This window comes from Christensenellaceae bacterium, assembly GCA_031260975.1.
Classification (GTDB): domain Bacteria; phylum Bacillota; class Clostridia; order Christensenellales; family UBA1242; genus JAISKJ01.
Map to the genome: position 1 here is coordinate 222,570 of JAISKJ010000003.1, position 22,160 is coordinate 244,729.

Below are 22,160 nucleotides of genomic sequence, written 5' to 3' on the forward strand. Positions count from 1 at the left end.
GTCAGCTTTTGTCATTGCGAGCGTGAGCGAAGCAATCTCATAATTGCGCAGCGTTATATTTAAGATTGCTTCGCAATGACGTCAAAAATAAACAAAAATATCAAATTGAGGAGAACAAATATGAAAAAAGAAAATGGAATACCCAATTTTGTTAAGATGGAGCAGGACATGCTCAGATTTTGGGAAGCCGAACAGTGTTTTGAAAAACTGAAACAAAAAAATTCCGGAGGACTTAACTTCAGGTTTTTGGATGGGCCCATCACTGCCAACAATCGTATGGGTGTGCATCACTTTTGGGGCAGAGCTCTTAAGGATATAACTATAAGATATAATGCCTTAAAGGGGCGCGACTGTATGTATCAAAACGGCTTTGACTCTCAGGGCATGTGGGTAGAGGTTAATATTGAAAAGGAGCTGGGCCTCAACGGAAAGCCTGAGATAGTGAAATATGGCATCGATAAGTTTACTGACAAATGTATGGAGCGTGTAAACTATTTTGCCGGTGAAATCACCAGACAGTCAAAGCGTATGGGGCAGATGATGGATTGGAAAAACAGTTATTTTACCAATACTGACGGCAATATTCTTTCTATTTGGAACTTCCTCAAAAAATGCGACGAAAACGGCTGGATAATAAGAAAAAACAGGCCCATGGTCTGGTGCCCCAGATGCGGAACAAGCCTTTCTGAGCACGAAATGACGGGCAGTTATAAGGAAGTTGTACATACAGCTTTATTTGTAAAGTTCCCCGTAAAAAACCATGATTTTAAGATGCTTGCGTGGACGACTACACCATGGACATTATCTGCCAATGTTGCCCTTGCGGTCAACCCAAATAACGAGTATGTAAAAATCGAGACCTCACCAGACGGCGAGAAATTGGTTTTGGGGGCCGAAGCCCAAAGAGCAATAAAAACTCCATATAAGATTTTAGAAACATTTAAGGGTGAAAAGTTGTTGGGACTTGTGTATGAAACTTGCTTTCCGACGCTTGAAAGTCAACAGTTTGACCACAAAATTATTGCATGGAAAGATGTTGACAGCCTTGAAGGCTGCGGCGTGGTTCATATTGCGCCGGGCTGCGGTGAAGAGGACTTTGAATTAGGCAAGCTTTATAATCTGCCTGAGATTTGTCCTATTGATGAACAGGGGGTTATGCTGAGAGACACCGGATTTATGGCAGGTCACAAAACCACTGAGGTTACGCAGTTGATTGTTGACGACTTGAAGCGGCACAACAAGCTTTTGTATAGTCATCCGTATAAGCATAGCTATCCGTTTTGTTGGAGGTGTAAGACGGACCTTGTGTATAAGCTTGTCAACACATGGTATATTAAAATGGATGACTTGAGACCCAGGCTTTTGAAAGCCTTGGATGAGGTAGAGTTCACCCCCGACTTTGCCAAAAAGCGCATGATAGATTGGCTTAACAATATGGGGGATTGGAACATTTCGCGTGCCCGTTTTTATGGTTTGCCTCTGCCTATATATATTTGTGAAAAGTGCGGCAAGATACATGTTATAGGCAGTCTTGACGAACTCAGACAAAAAGCTGTTAATCCTGAAGGATTGAAGAGTATTCCGCATCTTCACAGACCGTGGATAGATGATATAATGATAAAATGCGGCTGCGGAGAAATTGCAAAGCGCATACCTGAGGTAGGGGATTGCTGGCTGGATGCGGGAATAACGCCTTTCAGCACCAAAAAATATTTTGAAGATAAGAAGTTTTTTAAGAACAATTTTCCGAGCGAGTATGTTTGCGAAATGATAGAGCAAATCAAGCTGTGGTTTTATTCGATGCTTGTTATGAGTGTGGTGCTTGAAAATAAGGCGCCTTATCAGAAGGTGGTCACATATCAATATGTTAAGGACGAAAACGGAAATGAATTTCATAAGAGCGGCGGAAACAACCTTGAGTGTGACATAGTGGCCGACAAGGTGGGTGCTGATGCCATAAGATATCTTTATGCTTCGGCAAACCCCAACAATGAAATGCGTTTTGGGTTTAACCTCACCGATGAAGCCAGACGAAAGATGATGGGACTTTTTAATGCATATGCATTCTTCAACACCTATGCATGCATAGACAACCCCGACATAGCAAGCTTCAAACCTGATAAAAACAAGTTTAATATAACCGACAAGTGGTTGATAGAGCGTATTAATCAGTTTGTGAAGGATAGTGACACCAACTATCAAAATTACAAGAGTTTTTTAGTGGTTAAAGACTTTGAAGTCTTGATGGACGATATTTCAAACTTTTATATAAGACTTAACCGCAAACGCTTTTGGAAAACCGATGACGAGGGTGACCAGATGACTGCTTATTGGTGTCTTTATTACGCTCTTAAAAAAGTGTGTATTATTATGAACCCGATAATTCCGTTTATAACTGAATATATTTGGCAGAATATGATAAGAGAGGTTGAAAAAGAAGAAGCGGTTTCGGTTGTATTGAGTGATTATCCTGCTGTATTTAGCTATGGTTTTGGTGATGTAGTGGAAAAATCAATGGCTGTGCGCGAAATAATCACAGCAGCTTTAGCACTTAGAGGCGAAAATCAGATAAAAGTTAAGCAGCCGCTCAAAACCATGTATTTGATAGGAGCGTCCGCCGGAGCTGTAAAAGACTTTGAGCAAATAATAAAAGATGAGCTTAACATAAAAGATATTGTAACAGAAAAAGATAATTCAAAATTTAACGAGCCCTATTTATCGGTAAACTTTAAAACAGCCGGAGCGGTTTTGAAGGGTGAGGTTCAGAAACTTAAAGAAATTTTGACCCAAGCCTCGTCAAAGGACATGGCCAAATGGGTGGGCGAATATCACAAAGGAAGCGTTAATACCGGTGGGTTTGCGGGTCTTGGCAATGATATATTTATACTGAACTTCAAGCCTAAACCAGATTTTGTAATTGCGGTTTTAGGCGGCATAACCATAGTTTTGGATATAACCATTGATGAAAATCTTATGCTTGAAGGGCTGTTTAGAGAGTTGGTGCGTCACGCGCAGGTGCTGAGAAAAGAGGCGGACTTTAAGATTGAGGAGCGCATTAATGCCGACATTAAAACAAACGGCAAAACTATGACGCAGGTTATTAAAAAATTTGAAGAAGCCTTGAAACAGGATGTTTTGATAAAGACCCTGAACGGCGGCATAAAGAAACCTGAAATTTCAAAAACCTTTGATATAGGAGAAGAGGAAGTAACTATTTCTATGTCAAGCGGAGGTGTCCCCGCGGGCTGTTGCTGATTTGTTAGTTTATGATGGAAATATTGTTATAAAAAGAAGCACAATTGTGCTTCTTTAGTTGTTGCTTTTAAAGTTTGATAAATTACGCAAAATATTTGAGTTTTTTTGTAGAATTTGGTATGCTTATAGTAATATATAATTTGAAAGGAGAGGAAATTATGAGTTTGACAAAATCACAAAAGGGAACGCTGGGAGCCATGATAGTGATAGCCTTGCTCGGTATAATTATTGCTATTATACTTACAGTAAGTTTTATAGGTGACAAGGCGCTTTCTGACATAAAAGAAAACGGCACTCAGACCAACGCCACGGTTACAAGCAGTCAGGATCAGCGTGACAGTGACGGCAATTTGAGCGGGTATAAATATACCTATACTTATTTGGACGCAGCATCAGGAAATACTTATACAGGCTCAACACACAATTCTGTCAGCAATATTATAGAAGTTGGCAATACTATTTCAATTTATTATGTAGGTGACAAATCTGTTGAGGCATCATTCAGTCCGATGGATATGGGCATAATATTTATTCCGGCGGGTGTTGCTCTTATTGGAATAATAGGAATTGTTGTGGTATGTCTTCAGGGCAGAGGCCGCGGGCTTATTATGAAAAGGGGCCACGACGGGCAGGCCACATTTGTGTCTTATGAAATAGGAAGAACTTACCAGCCGACGCGAACGTATACCAACGGCAGGGGAGTTTCGGTGACTGTGCCAAACGGGCCTGCGATACATTATTATAAAGTAAGGTATTTATGGAATGCTGACAACGGAAAACAAATTGAAGGTGTTTCACCATCAGATTATTCGCTTGAAGAGGCTCAGAGATTTCAGAAGGCTGCCAAATTTAATATAAGAAGCTTTGCAAATAAAAGCATAGTCATGGGAGTGCCTCAGGTGCAGGTAGCAGAGGCAGTAGCTCAGCCCAAAGAAGAAGTTAAGAAGTCAAAGTTCTGTGAATATTGCGGAGCAAAGCTTGAAGAGGGTAAAAACTCTTGCCCGGGCTGCGGAAAACAATATTAAATTAGTGTATAGATACTCCTTCGCATCTATGAGGGGAAAGCAAAAAAAAGGCCGAACATGTTATGGGCTCTGCAATTAAAAAAGAACGCTTAAGATGCGTTCTTTTTCTTTAGTTCTTCAAGTATTTGTGCCAGCAGGTCTTCGGTGCTAAGCTTGGCTGGAGTGGGTTTTTCTTTAAAGAATTTTCCGACATATCCTGATTTTTTAAGGTGCACATTCTTGTTTTTTAATCGCTTTTTCAGTTTGCCGCTGATAATAAGCTGAGTGATTTTTTTACTTTCTCCAAAGCCATGCTGAAGTTTCATGAGCATGCGAATCATTAGGAATACAAAGAATGCAATCAGCAGGAAATCAATGATTGATTGTAAGAATATTCCATAGTGAACTTCAGAACCATTTACGAAAAAAGACAGTGTTGTTATATCATTTTTGCCGAATATCCCTAGAATCAAGGGCATGACTATGTCGCTGACTAAGCTTGATACAATCTTTCCGAAGGCTGTTCCCATAATTACGGCAACGGCGAGATCAAGCACATTTCCGCGCGTAATAAACTTTTTAAAGTCGCTTCCGAAGCTGTGCAGTTTTCCTGTTCCTTTTTTAAGAAATCCGTTTTTGTCTTGTTTCTTTTTTTCCATAAGAAATTTATCCTTTTTTAAATCTTATATATATTTTAATATAATTCGACGAATTTTGCAAACGGATTTGGGTCCATATTTGGTCTTATGGCAAGATTTTCTTCATAGAAATAGTTTAAGGAGTTTTTTATGAAGAAAAAGATTTTTACGGCAGTCTTTGCCATGATTTTTATAACAGGACTGCTTGTGGGATGCGCCGGCGACTTTGATAATATTTCAAAAAAAATAAGCACCTATACTATTGCGGCTGTGTTTGACGAGCAGGAGAACATTCTCAATGCCACTCAGGAAGTGGAGTATATTAATAGCACCGATGTTGTTTTGAATGAGGTGGATTTTCATCTTTATCCAAATGCTTTTAGTGAACAAGCGCAAAACAAGCCTGTAAACCTCAACAACTCACAGACAGCCTATTATAATGGCATAAATTATGGGTATATTATAATCCAGCATGTTTTTGTTGAGAATAATGAGATAACTTTTTCTATCGGAGGGGAAGATAACAACATTTTGGTGGTGCCCGTTGTGGAGCTTTATCCCAACGACAGCGTCAGCATAAAGATGGAATATGAGGTTAAGCTGCCAAATATCAAGCATAGGTTTGGATACGGTGAAAATGTGTATAACTTCGGAAACTTTTATCCCATTGCGTGCGTATATGAAAACGGCGGTTTTATGACGAGCCCGTATAGCAGCAACGGTGATCCGTTTTATAGCGATATGGCAAATTATAATGTTACGCTTAAGTTTAATAGCGAATTTGTTGCTGCTCACACAGGAGCTTGGAAAAAAACTGAAACCAAAGACGGGATTACAACTTTGAATATTGAAGCTAAGGTGGTGCGCGACTTTGCTTTTGTGCTTAGTAAGCATTTTGAAATGGTCAGCGAGAAGTGGGGCAGTACCACAGTGAACTATTATTATTATGACGACCCAAACTATATGCAGGGTCTCAAGGCAGGGGTTGACGCTCTAAAAACCTTCAGCGAACTTTTTGGAGAGTACCCTTATTCAACACTAAGTATAGTGAAAACAAACTTTATTCATGGCGGCATGGAATATCCGAATTTAGTATATATTTCGGATGCTGTAAGCAGTCAGCAAGAGTATATTAACGTAATCATTCACGAGGTGGCGCATCAGTGGTGGTATAATCTTGTGGGTAGCAACGCCTATACAAGCGCTTGGCAGGATGAAGGGCTGACGGAATTTTCTACCATGCTGTTTTATGAAAATAATCCGAGCTACAATGTTGACGTAAATGCCAGATTGAACAGCGCACTTTCAAGTTATCTGCTGTTTTTGGATATCTATTCGAGTGTGTATACAGACACCAACACGCGTATGGACAGGGCGCTTAATGAGTATAACGGCGAAATGGATTATACTTATACAACCTATGTGCGGGGTATGCTGTTTTTCAGGGATATCAGAGACATTATAGGCGGCAAAGATTTTATTGCTGCGCTGAAGTTTTATTATAAAGAGAATTGTTTTAAAATTGCTTCCCCTGCCGATTTGATTTATGCCTTTGAAAAAATCAGCCATAAAAACCTTGAAGCATATATGATGTCGTGGATAGAAGGAAGAGAAGTTTTGGTTGCAAGATGAAAACAAACATAGAAGTATCCGCTTTGGACTTATGACTGCTGGCATATGGGCTCTAAAATCGTTCGTTTCAAAAATTTTACAGCCCATATTGCAGACAGAGTATTGAATGTGAGCGTTCGGGGGTGTGTGTGCGGCCCGTAGACACGCTGCGCTTGTTTTCTGTAAACCAAACGATTTTTTCGTTTTAGATTTTAACGCGAAATACTGCCCGCAACAGATGACATTAGATTTTGTTGGTCATAAAAACTTCACTAAATAAGGCAACAGATGTTTTACATTTTTTTTAAAATATGATAAAATTATGATTAAGATTAATGGGGTGTTTTTTAGGCACGATTTTTGTAAGAAATTTAAAAAGGAACATACTAACTTATATGTTGGATATTTGAAAACATAAGGAGATAAAACAGTGGCTGAAAAGAGTAAGGTTAACAAACAATATGTGTTTATAGCGATAGCGTTTGTTCTGTGTCTGGCTATTGTTGTTGTGGCCATTTTATATGTAACGCGAACAGTTGCCGAATATAAGGTCACTATATTTGTTTCGTCCAACAACTACACTGAGAAGTTTATTGAAAAGGGCGAAAAACTATCGCGCCCCGTTGACCCTGCAGCCGAAAATGGTTATAGGTTTGGCAATTGGTTTGCAGATGAAAGCTGTAACACTTTATATGACTTTGACAGACCTATCAATCGTGATACCGTAATTTATGCAGGCTTTGTACGTGAAGTTTATATAGCAGTTTTCTATTCTAACTTTGTAGGCACACAGCCTCAGAGTCAGGAGTTTTTGCGTGACTTAAGGGCATATGACAGTTCTTTTCCGGCTGCTGTGACTACTCCAAGTGATCCAAGCGGACATTATGAATTTGTCTGCTGGGCAGACAGTCCGATTGTGGGGCCAAATACTCATACATACGAGTTAGGAGCTCCTGTCACAATGCCTATTGACGGCATAAATCTTTATGCAATTTGGCAGGGTGTGCATCAGACAGTTACATTTGCCTTTAGCGCAGACGCCTACAGTTATGGTCAGCCGCTTGGGCCAAGAGTAGATACCAGCGGAAGATATGGGCAGTCGTATACTGTTCCTAGCGACTTCGGAACCGTTGACCACAAAAATTTTGAAAAATATTTTGTGGGATTTTATAGGCAGGATATAGCAACCGGCGTTGTTGACACAAGCACAATCTACAGAACCGGCAATACTATTAATCTTTTGGGTGATGTATTATTTGTTGAAGCGTGGGAAGCATCAACAAGTAGCGTAATATTCAGTATGGGTGATTATAACGGCGGCACACCGCCCGCTGCTAAAAATTATGTGGCAGGGCATATGTTTAACCTGCCGATTGCTGAGAGACCGCATTATATATTAAGCGGCTGGTCAGACGGCAAGGGCAGTATATGGGCACCCGAAACGGGTTTTGTTATGCCCGAGAGCACAATGACACTGACAGCAGTATGGTCAGAAATGACATATTTGGTGTCGTATGATCCCAATGCCTTAGTTCAGGGGGTTATGAATTCTACCTCTGTGCTTTATAATTCTATTATGTATGTTCCGAACAACGGATTTATCTACCCCGACGACAAATGCGAATTTAAGTATTGGGTAACCGAGGAAAACAAGGACCTTTCTTATGAAGATATAGATTTATTAGGTCTCACCAAATATGTTGCAGGAAGCTATATGTCTAATATCAGCAGCAATATAACCCTTTATGCTATTTGGGCACCAAAGCCCAAGCCCATGGCGGTGGAGTATAAGCTGACCAACACAGGAGTTGCGGCGGCGAGTGAAGCCTATGTTCAAGGGCTGTTTGCAAACGATTACACCACAGAATACGGATATTATTATACCATTCCAAGCTATGACGCAAGCTTGATTTTGCATGAATATAACGACAAGCTATTTGGCGGGTTTAAGATATTAAATGACTTGACAAACACAGCATATACTTCGGGCCAGCAGATTTTAGTGCTTGATGACATTACGCTTGTGTTTAATTGGGTTGACACCGGAAACAACATTATATTTGACCTTGGCGGGGGATACATGACAAGTGTAAGTGTGCCAAGCTATGTTGAAGGCTTTACGTTTACGATGCCGCCGGTTCCGTCACCTGAACGAACCAACTTTGAATTTAGGGGCTGGGTTTTGCAGAGTTATCTTGATGAGGAGCACGGCGGTGTTGCCCCTGATTGGGATTTGATACCTGATACGTGGCAAACAGAAACTGTAAAGTTTGCAAGTCTTAGCGGGCTTCTGTTTGTAATGCCCGAGGGAGGTATAACTTTTGTTGCGGTCTGGAGGGCGGCAGCATATAGCATAGAATTCAGCAAGGGCCTTAACACATATATAGAAGGCTCAATGTCTATGATATCCACAGTATTTGGTGCGTCATATGTTGTAACAAGTGATTATGATAGTGTAAATTCGGCTGTAGCGGGAAATCTTAAGGTGGGCTTTAGTTACTATGGTTATGAATTTATGGGTTGGTCGACAAGGGCAAACCAGACAAACCCAGAGTATAGCATAGGCAGCACTATAATTATGGACGCCGGCATAGGTAACAGGCATCTGATGCTTTATCCGTGCTTTAAGAGCATTAAAATCGTTATTAAGTATGACGGCAACGGTGGAACACATGAGGGTATGAACATTTTTGAAAACCAAAATTATTATTTTGGGCAGTTCATAACACTTAATCAGGCTTTTGAAAAACAGAATTATGAGTTTGTGGGCTGGAGCGTTGTTTCTGACGCAACACTCACAGGGTATAGTAACGGTGATGTCAGAACTGTTGCTCCCGCAGGGTCAACTATACTTGTTGACAGTCTGTTTATAGAGCAGCTGGATGCTTTGAGTATATCGCACTTTGCAAACGGTGATATAACAATTACACTTTATGCAATTTGGAGAGGAGCGCAGACGAATATTGTGTTTAGCAGTAACGGCGGCTTTGGCACAATGACTGCTCAGAGTGTTAGATATGGCGACACAGGTGTTGTGCTCACAACAAATACTTTTGTGAGAAACGGCTATGAATTTATGGGCTGGAGCACCAGCTCAAACGGGAGCGTGGAGTATGCTGATGCTGATTTAATTGATATTGCCGGCCCCATAACTCTTTATGCAAAATGGCGCGGTGTGGCGGTAACTCTGACAATCTATCTTAATGACCATGACTACACCTATTCGCCTGACTTTATAACAATAACACATGCCGGAGGGAATATCCTGCGTTTTGGCGACACATACAATTTTGAATCGATAGGCAATTTTGTGACTGTTAACCCCAATAAGGAGTTTTTTAGGTATAACACTCTGGCAACCGGCACCGGAGCCTCATATGACCCGGGCAGTGCTAACTCTCAAGACAGAAGTATTGTGCTTGGAAGCACAAATAACTTCTATGTAATATGGAAGGGAAAATCTAAAAATGTAACTTATGACCTGAGTGATGTAAGGCTTGACAACGGAAATACAATGTCAAACAAGACCTCGACAGGCGAATATAATCAGGCCTTTAGACTGACGCACATAAACGTAGATTATCAAGTTTACAGGCATTATAGTCCTCTGGGAGACCCATTGAACCACTATATAGTAGCAGGAGACATTGTGGCAGGTTTATGGATAAGCAACATCGGCAGCACAAGTTATACTTTTGTTGATGGTGTTACTACAATATATCCGTTGGGTTCAAATATTTTGATAACCGACAACACTGTTCTTAAAATATATTGGACAACCGACATGGCTCAGGCGGCAACTGTCACATTTGACCTGAATAACGACACTGATATTTCGACGGCACCGGGCAGTATAAATCCGATGGCCGGCGTGATAAATGCTCAGATAACCCTGCCTGTTGGACCCACGCGAAACAACTACATTTTTGACGGCTGGAACACTAAAGCTGACGGCACAGGCATAGGCTATGACGCGGGCGACCCTTATACATTAATCAGTGCGGCCTCTACGCTTTATGCACAGTGGACGCCTAAGAATAAGTTTATAAGATATAATGCAAACGGCGGAACGTTCAGCGGGCTTGCTCTTAACGGCGGCGACTATCTGTCAAGCGGAATTGCAGTCAAAGCTACCACATTGCTTGCTACATTCACTGCAGTGCAGCTTAGCAAGACCGATTATGAGCTTGTGGGCTTTAGTTTATCGGCTCAGGGCAATGGCGGCGGACAGCATGTGTATGCTCCGGGTGCGGCCTTCTATATGGCCGAGAGTCTGTTTAGCAACAGTGGTGCCGAAGTGACAGAAGTTACGCTTTATGCAATCTGGAGAGGTCAGGCGGTCACTATAAACTTCTTGGGTCAGGGCGGCACAATTTCAAGCAGTTCACCCACTTATAGCATAACAGCAAGAGTGGGCGACACAGTATCGCTGTATAACGACTTTAGCAGAACGGGTTACACCTTTAAATACTTTACTCATACTTCTTCTGACAGTGGAACAAAATATTGCGAAGTCAGCACTCCGTTGTCATTCAGTATTAATATAACAACGGCGGGCAGTATAACGCTTTATGCTCAGTGGCAGGCGCAGACAATGACCGTTACCATCAAAAAAGATACCACAGGCACCGTAAGTTATGAAATAGAAGTTCCGTATGGTGGCACATGGATTATGTTTGACCCATCAAGCACGACAGACGGTTGGAGCTTCCCGACAGGTGACGCTTTGTGGACTACTCCCGACAACGGAACTTTCTTGGGCTGGAAACAGGGCAGCACCGAATATCCGTGGAATGTTGCTTACCCGGGTGAAATAATTGTTACAGACTTCGTTGAATTTGAGGCTATGTGGAGCGTTACTCCGCCTATTACAATAATATTTGACAGAGGAACAGGACTTATAAACGATGCAGGAGTTCTTACGCAAGTATCAATTTCGGCGGCACTCGGCGGCGGATTTACCATACCGGGAAATCTTATAACCTACAGCGGCGGTACAGCACAGTTCTCTAAGGCAGGCTTTAGTTTTGACGGCTGGACATATATCACTAATTCCACAGAGTTTTATGTGGGCAGCAATGTTATGCTTAACAGTCTATATTTTAACACCTCTGACCTTAGCGCTTATACAATTACATTAACAGCAAGATTTGTTTCAAACACATATATTATAAATTATATCGCCGAAAACGGCACATTTGAGGGAGGATACCCAACTATTGTGGTGGTTGACCCCAATGTTATGCCGGCAAATTATGAGGTATATGGCGTCAACACAGTAACTCATCTTTCGGGAAATTATATTCTTGCAGGCTGGGATTTAATGGTTGCGGGAATATTTGACGGGGTTATAGATTATACACCGCTTCAGATAATTTCTACTCCGACAGGCAATATTACGCTCAGAGCGATTTGGGCGCCCAAAACCAAGACCGTTGATATTGTCAGCGGTGAGGCTACCTTTGTGCCTCTGACATCGTTGTCGTCAGGCGAAAAACTTACAATTGAGGCTGCTATCGCAACAGCTCTTGGCGGCATTGGCGGATTAGGCGGACTTTATGCGTTGACAGCACCCAACATTTACTATCCTGAGGTGTCAAACAGCACAATAGTAAGTATAGGTGTGTCTTATGGAAGTAAAATTAATATGTACGGCGAATTTGGAGCCTTTTGGCTTATTGTCGTTGTTAATGCAAGTGGTAATGTGACTGACATATATGTGGTTGAGATTGATGTGCCCATGGTAGGACTTACCCCCCAAACAGCAAAATTCTTCTCAAACGATAACGGAATTACTAAGCATGCAATCGGCGGCGTAAACGCCGGAGGAGCCGCGGTTGTGATTGCGGGCTATGTTGAATATACTATCTTGTGGCAGGGCGAGCAGCGCAACGTTGTGTTTGAAGGCAACGGCGGAACTTTAGGCAGTCATACGACGGTTTATACTTCAGTGCACTATGTGGGAGAGACTATAAACCTTGCCAACATATTCGTTAAAGACAACAGCACCTTTGACAAGTGGCTTTATAGCAACGATGCCGAAAGCGGCAGCGAAACTTATATTGCAGTTGGCGGAGCCTTTACTATTGACACCGGCAGTTACCTTCACAATGGCACTGATATAGTGTTTGTCGCTCAGTGGACGCCTAACAGCGTATATATAAACTATCAGGGCAACGGCGGTAGCATACTTGTTCAAATTGCAGGTCAAGGAACCCCTTATGACACAACTGACGATGAATACAGTAATCAGACATTGGTTCAGGATGCTGCACCGCTTGGAGAATATGTATATTATGAGGTTATTTCAAATCCGTTTATTTATTCAAGCTTCCAATTCCTCTATTGGAGCACAAGCAGTGCTTCTGACGCCACAAATGCCGGCACAAAATATTATCCGGGAAATTTTAGTAGCGGCCGTATAGAAAGCATCTTGGCATCCCTTACGCTTTATGCCATTTGGGGCTTGCCGCAATATACACTGACATTTAATAACAACAACGGCGGAGTAGTAGTTCAGGTTCAGGCAAGGGGCCCTGTAGTGGTTCCGGCACCGGGTGCACAGTTTAATGGTTCGCTGATAGATATTTCTAAGCCATATTGCAAGCTGTTGTATTGGAACACAATGCCAAACGGTCTGGGCATTATATACCATCCGGGCGACACCTTAGAAGTTAACGACAATATCACATTGTATGCAATTTGGGCTGACATTCCGGTTTATGTATACTTTGACGCAAATGGCGGAACGGGTAGCGTTTCATATGACCCTGTTGCACGTTTGGTTGGTGCTTCATATATTACTCCGCAGTGGTTTATTGAATTTACACCGCCTATGGGCGCAACCTTTATGGGTTGGAGCTTTGACCAATGGGCCACCGAGTTTGAAGCCGTGGCAGCAGGTCAGCCAATTATTATTGACGGCAGTTTTGCGGTGCTTGTGGGCGGCAATCCCGATTATTATGAAATTACATTGTTTGCAGTTTATGACGGGATATTTGCGGCTCCAAAAGTGTTTAACCAAATCAACACTCCGTTTACATACATGGGTTGGTACCCTAAAACCTTTGTGGGCACGGCGCTTAATACTACGCTTAATGGTGAGCAGGGTGGTCTTGGTCAATCAATTACAAGTGTTACATATAACATAGGTCTTCGTCCTGCTTTGAGGATAGCTATATAAATTTAAAATATTTTTTGTGAGCAACGGAGAAGCTGCCCTCTGAAAAGGGGGGCAGTTTCTTATAGCCCTAAAAAGTTTAAGCAGATATAAATGATTTGTATATCAAAACACAAATGAAAACACAAACAGAAGAAAAGATAAACAAAAAATATTATATAAATCAAAGGAGAAAAGAGCATGTCACTTTTGAAAATGCTGAAAAAAAATTATAAGGAAAATGTTTTGGCTATGCATATGCCGGGTCATAAAAGAAAGCCCATGGGAGGGCTTCCTACCGATATTGACATAACCGAAATTGAGGGTTTTGGCAATCTTATGCACGTTGACAACATTTTGGGGGACTTGCAGGCTGAGGCTGCCGAGGTTTTTGGGGCGGAGCGGGCTTTCTTTGTTGTCAACGGCAGCACGGGGGCAGTGCTTTCGTCGATTGTGGGGCTCACTCAGTATGGCGATGAGGTGATTATGACGCGCAACTGCCATAAGTCGGTTTATAGCGCGATTGAAATAAACGGACTTAAACCCACATATATTGCGCCAAATCTTGACGAAAACGGCATCGCCCAAAGTATTACTGTGGGACAAATTGAAGAAGCTATAAAAAAGGCACCTAAGGCCACCATTGTAATAGTTACTTGCCCCACATTTGAAGGTGTGGTGAGTGACATTAAAAGTATTGCTGAGGTTATTCACAAAAGCGGCAAAAAACTTATTGTAGACAGCGCACACGGGGCGCACTTTGGGTTTTGGGGTATGCCTGAGCACGCCAACAAATGCGGTGCCGATGTTGTAATTTGTAGCCTTCACAAGACTTTGCCAGCAATGACTTCAACATCCCTTTTGTTTTGTAAAAAAGAATTGGGCGAAATTATTGCCAAGTATGTGACTATGTTTCAGACAACCAGCCCGTCGTATGTGCTTATGGCCAGCATAGTTGAATGTGTAAATTTGTTAAAGACAGACGGCAGCAGAATATTTAAAGAATATGTAGTCAACCTTAAAGAATTTAGTGAAGGCACAAAACAGTTAAAGCATTTGAAGGTGCTTTGTAATGGATTTGATTCAAAACAAAATCATAAAGACTATTTTGATTATGACTTTGGCAAAATTGTAATACTGACCACCGGCACCAATATTACGGGGCCGGCACTTATGTCAAGCTTACGTAAACAAAAAATAGAGGCGGAAATGAGTTATAACAAATATGTTATTGCCATGACCAGCATTTTTGACACTAAAGCAGACTTGAAAAGACTGCTTGATGCTCTCATTTTGATAGACAAAACGCTGTCGCAGAAAGCTGACAAATATGTAGTTTCTTCGGTATATATTCCCGAATTTGTTTGCAGGTCAAGTGACTTAAAGCCTTTGAAGGCTGTTAAAACCGAAATAGGGCAGAGTTTAGGTAAGGTTAGTGCTGAATATATATGGGTTTATCCGCCGGGAATTCCGATTGTTGTTCCGGGCGAGAAAATAGACAAAAAGATTTTGGATATTTTAAAAGTGCTCCAACAAAACGGACTGAAAATCAACAGCACAGGCGGGCAGATGCCCGGGTTTGTTTTTGTGGCTGATAAATAACTTTTCTGTCGGAAAAAATATTATTTTTAGGTGTTGACAACGGTTAGATCTTTGTATATAATAAAAATATAATTTATGTATGGGGGGGGGTAAAGAATTATGGAAAATTTAGGAGTATTCGGTGAACTTTTCTATTTGGAGGGAGCGGCTTTAGAAAACTCTCAGCCGGTTAAAAGATGTGTAGAGTGTATAAAGTGGCGAGAAGCTTTTAGATGTAAATATTTTAAAAAAGTTGAAGACAATGACAATATCTTTACTGATATTATGAAGTGTAGAGCTCTGGATGAACGGGTTCATTATGATTATCCTCTTGAATATGGTGATTGGAATGTCAGAGCGTTACCAAATTGCCCGCTTATAAAACAACGTGGTGTATTTGTGGAGAGCACTGCCACTGCCGAAACATTTCCGGATTACCTACTGATGAAAGATGAGGCTGTAACATTTGAAGGCGGTTAATAACAAAAAAAGGTTATGTTATCAAACTATTTTTAACGCAGTAACAGATTTTATGTTAGGAATAGTTGACAGCAGGGCAAAAAAATGCTAAAGTTACGTATACTTATAAGGGCGGTAGATATTATGAAACACATAAAGACTTTGGTCAAAGGGAATTTAAATAAAAAGTACGGCGGTTGCGGAGAATGCGCTACCGGATGTCAATCGGCATGCAAGACTTCTAACCCTATGATATATCAAAGATGTGAAGCAAAGGCCAGAGGCCAGCGTATTAACAGAGATTAATAAATCAATTTAACAATTTTGTCGGCTGAGCCGGCATTTTTGTTGGGGCTGGAGCGGGTATTATGGGTGCGGTTTTGCGCGCCGCGATAGCGCGGCGCCAGCGCAGGCACTCTTTGTGCCTGCGTTGCAAAAACAAAGTTTTTGCGCAAAACCGCATCACTTTTGGTCCGGCAACCACTAGGGAGAAAAGAAATGATACATGAATATAAACTAAACGGCAAAAATATTGTGATAGACTGCGGCAGCGGGAGTATCCATTGTATGGATGATTTGGCGTTTGACATAACCACTGAATATGAAAGAGCTGACAGAAAGAAGCTTTTAGAAAAGATACAGAAACTGTACCCGAAAGTTAGTGAAAAAGATATACTTAATGCCATAAGTGAAATTGATGAGCTTAAAAGCCGGGACCTTCTTTTTGTACCTGACCCCCTGTGCAACGGCTGTATGGACTTGACAAATATGAAAAAGGATATCAAATCTTTATGTTTGCATGTTTCACATACTTGTAACCTTAATTGCAGTTATTGTTTTGCCGCAGGTGGAAAATATCACGGAGCGGATGCCCTTATGAGTTTTGACACAGCCAAGGCAGCGATAGATTTTTTGATAAAAAACAGTGGCAGCAAAAAGCTTTTGGATGTTGACTTTTTCGGCGGCGAGCCGCTTATAAATTTGGGAGTTGTAAAAGACACCATAAAATATGCCAGAACTCTTGAGAAAAAATATAATAAGGAATTTAGGTTTACTATCACCACAAACGGTATGCTCATTAATGACGATTTCATAGATTTTTGCAATAAGGAAATCTATACGCTTGTGCTCAGTCTTGACGGTAGGAAGACAGTCCATGACCGTTTCAGAAGGACACTTGGGGACACCGGCAGTTATGATATTGTGGTGTCAAAATTTAAAAAGCTGGTGGAAAAGAGAGGCGGCAAGGGATATTATATAAGAGGTACATTCACACATAGCAACACAGATTTTGCAAGTGATATTTTGCATATGTTTGATTTGGGCTTTAATGAAATCAGTATGGAACCTGTGGTGAGCTCCCCAAAAACACCGTATGCTTTGACCGACGAGGACTTGCCCAAGATAAAGCAGCAATATGAAATTTTGGCAAATAAAATTTTGGAACTGAAACAGCAGAATAAAATTCTTAATTTTTATCATTTAAACCTAAATCTGAATGACGGTCCGTGTATTTATAAGAGATTGTCCGGCTGCGGTGCGGGCAGCGAATATCTGGCAGTTACGCCGCAGGGGGAAATTTATCCTTGCCATCAGTTTGTAAGTGACCCCGAATATTGTCTTGGAAATGTATTTGACGGAATTAAAGACGCCCAAAAACAGCAACAGTTTAAGGGCTGCAATATCAATGAGCGAACCGAGTGTAAGACGTGTTGGGCAAAGTTTTATTGTGGAGGCGGGTGTTTTGCAAATTCTTATCATGCCAAAGGAGATGTAAGTGCCGTTCATAGTTATAGCTGTGAGATATTCAAAAAGCGGCTGGAGTGTGCCATTATGATGCAGTGTGAATAATATGCATTAATATATGCACATATAATAATCTGAGCGGAATTGTTGTGTTAAAAGCACGGAGGGATATAAAATATCCTCTGTGCTTTTTGGTTGACAAACACGGCGAATTGTGATATATTTGGTCTATCACCGCATAAGAAAGGTTTTAAAGACTTGGGTCACCTTTGCTTAGCGAGTCCGTAAAATAGGAGGAAGAGAAAATGTTTGCAATAATTCAGACCGGAGGCAAGCAGTATAAAGTTGAAGTAGGCCAGAGTATTGATATCGAAAAGCTTGAATGTCAGGTTGGCGACAAGCTCAAGTTTGATGTGCTTTTGATTAGCGACGGCGACAAGATCAGAACCGGCACACCCACACTCAAGGATGCAGTATGCGAAGCTGAAGTTGTGGCTCAGGGCAAGGCTGACAAGATAATTGTTTATAAGTATAAAGCCAAAAAGAACGAACGCAAAAAACAGGGACACCGTCAGCCCTTTACTCGCGTGAAAATTGTTAGTATAAAATAAGCGAAAGTCTCAGCGAGGCAAAGATATGACTAAGATAAAAATAACAAAAAAAGACGGTCACATAATATTTTTGGAGTGTGACGGTCACACAGGTTATGGCGTAGAAGGCGAGGACATAGTTTGCAGTGCTCTTTCAAGCATTGTGCAGACAGCAGTACTTGGTATTGTAGGAGTTGCTGGTATCAACGCCACACTAAAACGTAAGGAAGGCTTTTTGAGCCTTAAAATCCCTTTTGATATAACCCCAGAACAAAAGCATGATGCTGATATAATTTTAAATACCATGCTTTGCGGAGTTCAGGATTTATACGAAGGATATTCAGATTTTATAGAATTGGAGGTGAAATGATATGTTTATAAAAATTCAGCTGTTTGCCCACAAAAAAGGCGGAGGCAGCAGCCGTAATGGCAGAGACAGTGAAAGCAAGCGTTTGGGAGTAAAGACAGGCGACGGCACTCTTGTCAAAGCCGGAAATATTTTGGTGCGCCAGCGCGGCACAAAAATGAAGGCCGGAGCAAACGTTGGGGTAGGCAGAGACCACACCTTGTTTGCGCTTAAAGACGGCGTTGTGAAGTTTGAGACTAAGGACGGCGGCCGCAAATTTGTATCAATAAAATGATGCTATACTTGTCACGTTCTAGAGGTAGCAGTTGTGTCCGCTGTGTAGTCATGTATCTTTGTATACACACCCTACACATCGTCCACAACTGCTACCTCTATTATATGGCAATTATATCGTCATTTTTTCTTTTAACAAGTATTCATTAATGAATATCTTGATATGATTTGAGGCTTTTAGCCTCTTTTTTAATTCCGTGGGAATTTCTGGAGTATAGCTAGAGATTTTTCTTGCCTGAATGGCAAAAGAAGTGATATAATATTCATATATGGGGGTGAAGGGTTTGGCGGCTATAGAAATTGCGATAGATTTGGGTAGTAGCTTTACTACGATATATAAAAAAGGCAGCGGTATAGTGCTCAAAGAGCCCAGCGTTGTTTGTATTCAGGCGGGCGGCAAAAATCTGAAAGTTATAGAGGTGGGACTTAAAGCCAAAAAGATGCAGGGGCGCACGGGCGAAAATCTGGTGATTGTAAGCCCCATATGTGAAGGCATCGTAAAAAACATGGAGCTGGCTGTTGTTATGCTCAAAAGCTTTATTCAGAAGATTGTGCCGGCGTCTTTAGTTAAGTCTAAGATCAGTGCGCTTGTTTGCGTGCCTTGCGGTGTTACAGATGAAGAACTTAAGGACCTTGAAAAGGTTATATATTTGTCGGGTATAGGCAAGCTGCAGTTTGTACCTTCGGTCATAGCTTCTGCAATGGGGGACAGACTGAAAACTTCTTCACCTAGGGGATATGTCGTTGTAAACATAGGCGGCGGCACTACTGAAGTGGCAGTAATCAGCCTTAATACAATCTTAAATGCGTGCAGCATCGGGATTGGCGGCAAACTGATGGATATATCGGTGAGCGAATATATAAAAGATCATTATAATATTTTGATAAGCGGCGCAACAGCTGAAAAGATACGAAAGGATATAGGCAGTCTTTATGACAGCGACAAAAGTAATATAGAGTTTAGCGGAGCCGATATCAGCAGCAGCAGGCCTGTTACAGATGTGATTGGTGCAGGTGACGTTAAAACCGCGGTATGCTATTTTTATGACAGAATTGCCGAAGCGGTTCAAGTAACAATAAACTCCTGCAAGCCGGATATTATTGCCGATATCACTGACACAGGTATAATTGTGGCAGGTGGTGCAGCTTTGATAACAGGGCTGGAGCAATATTTTAAGAGTTGTCTTAATCTGCCGGTGACGCTGAGCGAGCAGCCTGAAAATGCAGTTATTTTGGGCGCTGCGGCACTTATTAATGACCAAAGACTTTTGCAAGCGGTGATTGATAATAATTAGGCCTAAAGCAAATAATTAGTTTGTTTGTAACAATTTGTAGAAAATAAAAACAAGGGGTGTTCGCCCCTTTATTTTTTTTAAGTTTGTCTGTATAATATTTTTAAGGGAGAGAATTCTATGGCGAGAAAGATTGTTATTACAAGCGGTAAAGGCGGTGTTGGCAAAACCACAATATGTGCCAATCTTGGCATGCATCTGGCTCAGATGGGGCTGAGGGTTGTTTTAATTGACGTGGACATTGGGCTTAATAATCTGGATGTGGTGATGAGCATAGAAAACAAGGTGGTGTTTGATATTGTGGACGTCATTGAAAATCGCTGCCGCGTGCGTCAGGCCCTGATACAAGATTTTTTGAATAGTAACTTATATACACTCCCCAGTGTTCACTCACACAGTGCAGTTTTGGTAACAGGTGAGAATATCAAGAAGGTTATAGATAATCTTGCTACTTTTTTTGATTATATTCTTATAGACTGTCCGGCCGGCATTGACGCGCCGTTTATGAGGGCTATCTTTGGAGCTCAGGAAGCTATTGTAGTGGTAACTCCGCACCTGCCGAGTTTGAGAGATGCTGACAAGGTGATTAATCTTTTATTAAGCCGCGGCATTAAGCATATCGGGCTTATTATTAACCGCGTGAGGGGCGACCTTATTATAGAAAAGGAAATTATGACGGTGACCGACATATCGCAGGCACTTAATCTGCCTCTTCTGGGGGTGATTCCGGAGGATGACAAGATGGCAGCGGGGCTCATCAGAACAAATTCGGCAGGTGCATTTAGAGCTATTAATATGTCGGCTAAAAATCTTCACAACAACACCGACAAAATTTATGACTGCACACTGCAGTTTAAAGGAATTTTTGGGGCAATTAAGCGGAGCCTGAAAAAGAATATTGGATGAGGTGGATATGAAAAATGCCGGCAAAACAAAAAATAGATTGAAGCAGCTTTTGGTATGTGACAAAAAGGGGGTATCGCCGCGGCTGCTGGGAATTATAAAAAATGACGTTGAGGGAGTTTTGTGTAATTACGCTTTCTTAAAGCAGAACGAGACACATGTAAATTTTAATATAGCCGAAAACGGAGAGTATAACATTTGTATAACCGCTAAGGCCGGCAGAGTTAAGGATTTTGGGATTTATCACTAATATATTGTTTTTTAAAAACATAAATTAGATTATGGGTAAAACAAGTATTGGGGCTCCGGAGCAGGTCCGTAAAAATTTTTCTCACCCGCAGATAAAAATATCGTTGGACTTATCGTTCTTGCTTTTTGCGCTACTACTGATATATCTGGGAAGTTTTATTTTGCTCCTTAACTATATAGCGGTGTTATTTTTGCATGAGTATGCCCATGCGTATGCTGCAAAACGGTTGGGGTATAGCGCAGGACATATAAAAGTTTCAGCTTTTGGTGTAAGGCTTAATATGAATAACTCCGTAATGCGTCACAGTGATGAAATAAAAATTGCGCTTGCAGGTCCGCTTATGAATATCATACTTGTGGTTATTTGTTTGGCTCTCTGGTGGGTATTTCCGGTAACATATCACTTTACAAATTTATTCTGTTTATGCAGCCTAATTACCGCCGCAGTCAATCTTATTCCCGCGCACCCATTAGATGGTGGAAGAGCTATTTCGTGTCTTTTAAGCCGTTTTGCAGGCCCCAGGCCGGCCGGCATAATTTGTGCGGTGCTGAATATTGTGATTTCTCTTGGTCTTTTTGCCGTATTTTTTGTGACACTAAAATACGGACTTAATCTTACATATTTATTTATGGGGGCGTTTATTTTGGTATCAAGTATTAATAAAAATCCGGGCAGAGGATTTGACTTTTTGAGGTATAAGAATCTTAAGCAAAAAAGCGGAACAAAGGTAAAAACAATTATAATTTCAAGTGATATGCCGCTTTTTAAAGTTCTGGGATTTGTCGTGGCCGGGAGCTTTTTGCATCTTTTAATAATGCACAACGGCGCTCTTTTGGGCGAGCTTTATGAAAGCGACTTGGAAAAGGTTTGTTCAGGTTATTCTCCAAACATTGCAATCGGTGAAGTGGACTTTAGAAATTTTGGTGTTAAAGGGCCAAAATAGCTATGAAAAACACAGATTTTGTGCCAAACGTTTGGTTTTTGAACACAAGTGTGATATCATTACGAAGTAACAAGACTTTGATAAATTAA

At 41.2% G+C, this 22,160-nt stretch carries 16 protein-coding genes; 15 read left to right on the top strand and 1 reads right to left on the bottom strand.

The features are described from left to right. The first annotated feature begins 120 nt into the window (after positions 1-120). Positions 121-3,255 carry an isoleucine--tRNA ligase gene (gene ileS / locus LBN07_01655; protein MDR0850168.1) on the top strand — a complete coding sequence of 1,045 codons (3,135 nt, stop codon included), beginning with the start codon at positions 121-123 and terminating at the stop codon, positions 3,253-3,255. A gap of 158 nt (positions 3,256-3,413) precedes the next feature. Beyond that, positions 3,414-4,280 (top strand): zinc ribbon domain-containing protein, encoded by an 867-nt coding sequence (locus LBN07_01660; protein ID MDR0850169.1) that lies wholly within the window; start codon positions 3,414-3,416, stop codon positions 4,278-4,280. 89 nt (positions 4,281-4,369) lie between these two features. Here the strand turns inward: LBN07_01660 and mscL are convergent, their stop codons facing one another. After that, on the bottom strand, positions 4,370-4,918 hold the full coding sequence (gene mscL, locus LBN07_01665; GenBank protein ID MDR0850170.1) for a large conductance mechanosensitive channel protein MscL: 549 nt from the start codon (positions 4,916-4,918) through the stop codon (positions 4,370-4,372). 129 nt (positions 4,919-5,047) lie between these two features. On the opposite strand from mscL, the gene LBN07_01670 reads away from it, so the two are divergent. The 13 genes from LBN07_01670 (at position 5,048) to LBN07_01730 (ending at position 22,071) form a co-directional block, all read left to right on the top strand. Next, positions 5,048-6,529 (top strand): M1 family metallopeptidase, encoded by a 1,482-nt coding sequence (locus LBN07_01670; protein ID MDR0850171.1) that lies wholly within the window; start codon positions 5,048-5,050, stop codon positions 6,527-6,529. 409 nt (positions 6,530-6,938) lie between these two features. Continuing rightward, positions 6,939-13,691 (top strand): InlB B-repeat-containing protein, encoded by a 6,753-nt coding sequence (locus tag LBN07_01675; GenBank protein ID MDR0850172.1) that lies wholly within the window; start codon positions 6,939-6,941, stop codon positions 13,689-13,691. Between the two features lie 177 nt (positions 13,692-13,868). Next, the gene (locus LBN07_01680) at positions 13,869-15,269 is read left to right on the top strand and encodes an aminotransferase class V-fold PLP-dependent enzyme (GenBank protein ID MDR0850173.1); all 1,401 of its coding nucleotides are present in this window, start codon (positions 13,869-13,871) and stop codon (positions 15,267-15,269) included. Positions 15,270-15,368: 99 nt separating this feature from the next. Continuing rightward, positions 15,369-15,728, top strand: coding sequence for a hypothetical protein (locus LBN07_01685; GenBank protein MDR0850174.1), 360 nt, complete (start codon positions 15,369-15,371; stop codon positions 15,726-15,728). A gap of 123 nt (positions 15,729-15,851) precedes the next feature. Continuing rightward, a complete protein-coding gene (gene scfA / locus LBN07_01690) occupies positions 15,852-16,013 on the top strand; it encodes a six-cysteine ranthipeptide SCIFF (protein MDR0850175.1) in 162 nt (53 codons plus the stop codon). Between the two features lie 192 nt (positions 16,014-16,205). Continuing rightward, positions 16,206-17,558 (top strand): thioether cross-link-forming SCIFF peptide maturase, encoded by a 1,353-nt coding sequence (gene scfB / locus LBN07_01695; protein MDR0850176.1) that lies wholly within the window; start codon positions 16,206-16,208, stop codon positions 17,556-17,558. A gap of 200 nt (positions 17,559-17,758) precedes the next feature. Continuing rightward, positions 17,759-18,064: a 50S ribosomal protein L21 gene (rplU, locus tag LBN07_01700; GenBank protein ID MDR0850177.1), complete on the top strand. Its 306-nt coding sequence runs from the start codon at positions 17,759-17,761 to the stop codon at positions 18,062-18,064. A 25-nt stretch (positions 18,065-18,089) separates the two neighbouring features. Then, positions 18,090-18,413, top strand: coding sequence for a ribosomal-processing cysteine protease Prp (locus tag LBN07_01705; GenBank protein ID MDR0850178.1), 324 nt, complete (start codon positions 18,090-18,092; stop codon positions 18,411-18,413). 1 nt (position 18,414) lies between these two features. Beyond that, positions 18,415-18,684 carry a 50S ribosomal protein L27 gene (gene rpmA / locus LBN07_01710; GenBank protein MDR0850179.1) on the top strand — a complete coding sequence of 90 codons (270 nt, stop codon included), beginning with the start codon at positions 18,415-18,417 and terminating at the stop codon, positions 18,682-18,684. A gap of 268 nt (positions 18,685-18,952) precedes the next feature. Then, complete coding sequence (locus LBN07_01715) at positions 18,953-19,978, top strand: rod shape-determining protein (protein ID MDR0850180.1); 1,026 nt, start codon at positions 18,953-18,955, stop codon at positions 19,976-19,978. A 117-nt stretch (positions 19,979-20,095) separates the two neighbouring features. Then, on the top strand, positions 20,096-20,881 hold the full coding sequence (gene minD, locus LBN07_01720) for a septum site-determining protein MinD (protein ID MDR0850181.1): 786 nt from the start codon (positions 20,096-20,098) through the stop codon (positions 20,879-20,881). 7 nt (positions 20,882-20,888) lie between these two features. Next, positions 20,889-21,128 carry a cell division topological specificity factor MinE gene (locus tag LBN07_01725; protein ID MDR0850182.1) on the top strand — a complete coding sequence of 80 codons (240 nt, stop codon included), beginning with the start codon at positions 20,889-20,891 and terminating at the stop codon, positions 21,126-21,128. A 31-nt stretch (positions 21,129-21,159) separates the two neighbouring features. After that, the gene (locus tag LBN07_01730; protein ID MDR0850183.1) at positions 21,160-22,071 is read left to right on the top strand and encodes a hypothetical protein; all 912 of its coding nucleotides are present in this window, start codon (positions 21,160-21,162) and stop codon (positions 22,069-22,071) included. The last annotated feature ends 89 nt before the right edge of the window (positions 22,072-22,160 follow it).

What these genes read in the sequence shown, in the direction of transcription:
- LBN07_01725 (MDR0850182.1), top strand. Translation starts at nt 20,889, where the DNA reads ATGAAAAATGCCGGCAAAACAAAAAATAGATTGAAGCAGCTTTTGGTA.
- scfB (MDR0850176.1), top strand. Translation starts at nt 16,206, where the DNA reads ATGATACATGAATATAAACTAAACGGCAAAAATATTGTGATAGACTGC.
- mscL (MDR0850170.1), bottom strand. Translation starts at nt 4,918, where the DNA reads ATGGAAAAAAAGAAACAAGACAAAAACGGATTTCTTAAAAAAGGAACA.
- rplU (MDR0850177.1), top strand. Translation starts at nt 17,759, where the DNA reads ATGTTTGCAATAATTCAGACCGGAGGCAAGCAGTATAAAGTTGAAGTA.
- LBN07_01730 (MDR0850183.1), top strand. Translation starts at nt 21,160, where the DNA reads ATGGGTAAAACAAGTATTGGGGCTCCGGAGCAGGTCCGTAAAAATTTT.
- LBN07_01660 (MDR0850169.1), top strand. Translation starts at nt 3,414, where the DNA reads ATGAGTTTGACAAAATCACAAAAGGGAACGCTGGGAGCCATGATAGTG.
- LBN07_01705 (MDR0850178.1), top strand. Translation starts at nt 18,090, where the DNA reads ATGACTAAGATAAAAATAACAAAAAAAGACGGTCACATAATATTTTTG.
- minD (MDR0850181.1), top strand. Translation starts at nt 20,096, where the DNA reads ATGGCGAGAAAGATTGTTATTACAAGCGGTAAAGGCGGTGTTGGCAAA.
- LBN07_01680 (MDR0850173.1), top strand. Translation starts at nt 13,869, where the DNA reads ATGTCACTTTTGAAAATGCTGAAAAAAAATTATAAGGAAAATGTTTTG.
- LBN07_01715 (MDR0850180.1), top strand. Translation starts at nt 18,953, where the DNA reads ATGGGGGTGAAGGGTTTGGCGGCTATAGAAATTGCGATAGATTTGGGT.
- scfA (MDR0850175.1), top strand. Translation starts at nt 15,852, where the DNA reads ATGAAACACATAAAGACTTTGGTCAAAGGGAATTTAAATAAAAAGTAC.
- LBN07_01670 (MDR0850171.1), top strand. Translation starts at nt 5,048, where the DNA reads ATGAAGAAAAAGATTTTTACGGCAGTCTTTGCCATGATTTTTATAACA.
- rpmA (MDR0850179.1), top strand. Translation starts at nt 18,415, where the DNA reads ATGTTTATAAAAATTCAGCTGTTTGCCCACAAAAAAGGCGGAGGCAGC.
- ileS (MDR0850168.1), top strand. Translation starts at nt 121, where the DNA reads ATGAAAAAAGAAAATGGAATACCCAATTTTGTTAAGATGGAGCAGGAC.
- LBN07_01685 (MDR0850174.1), top strand. Translation starts at nt 15,369, where the DNA reads ATGGAAAATTTAGGAGTATTCGGTGAACTTTTCTATTTGGAGGGAGCG.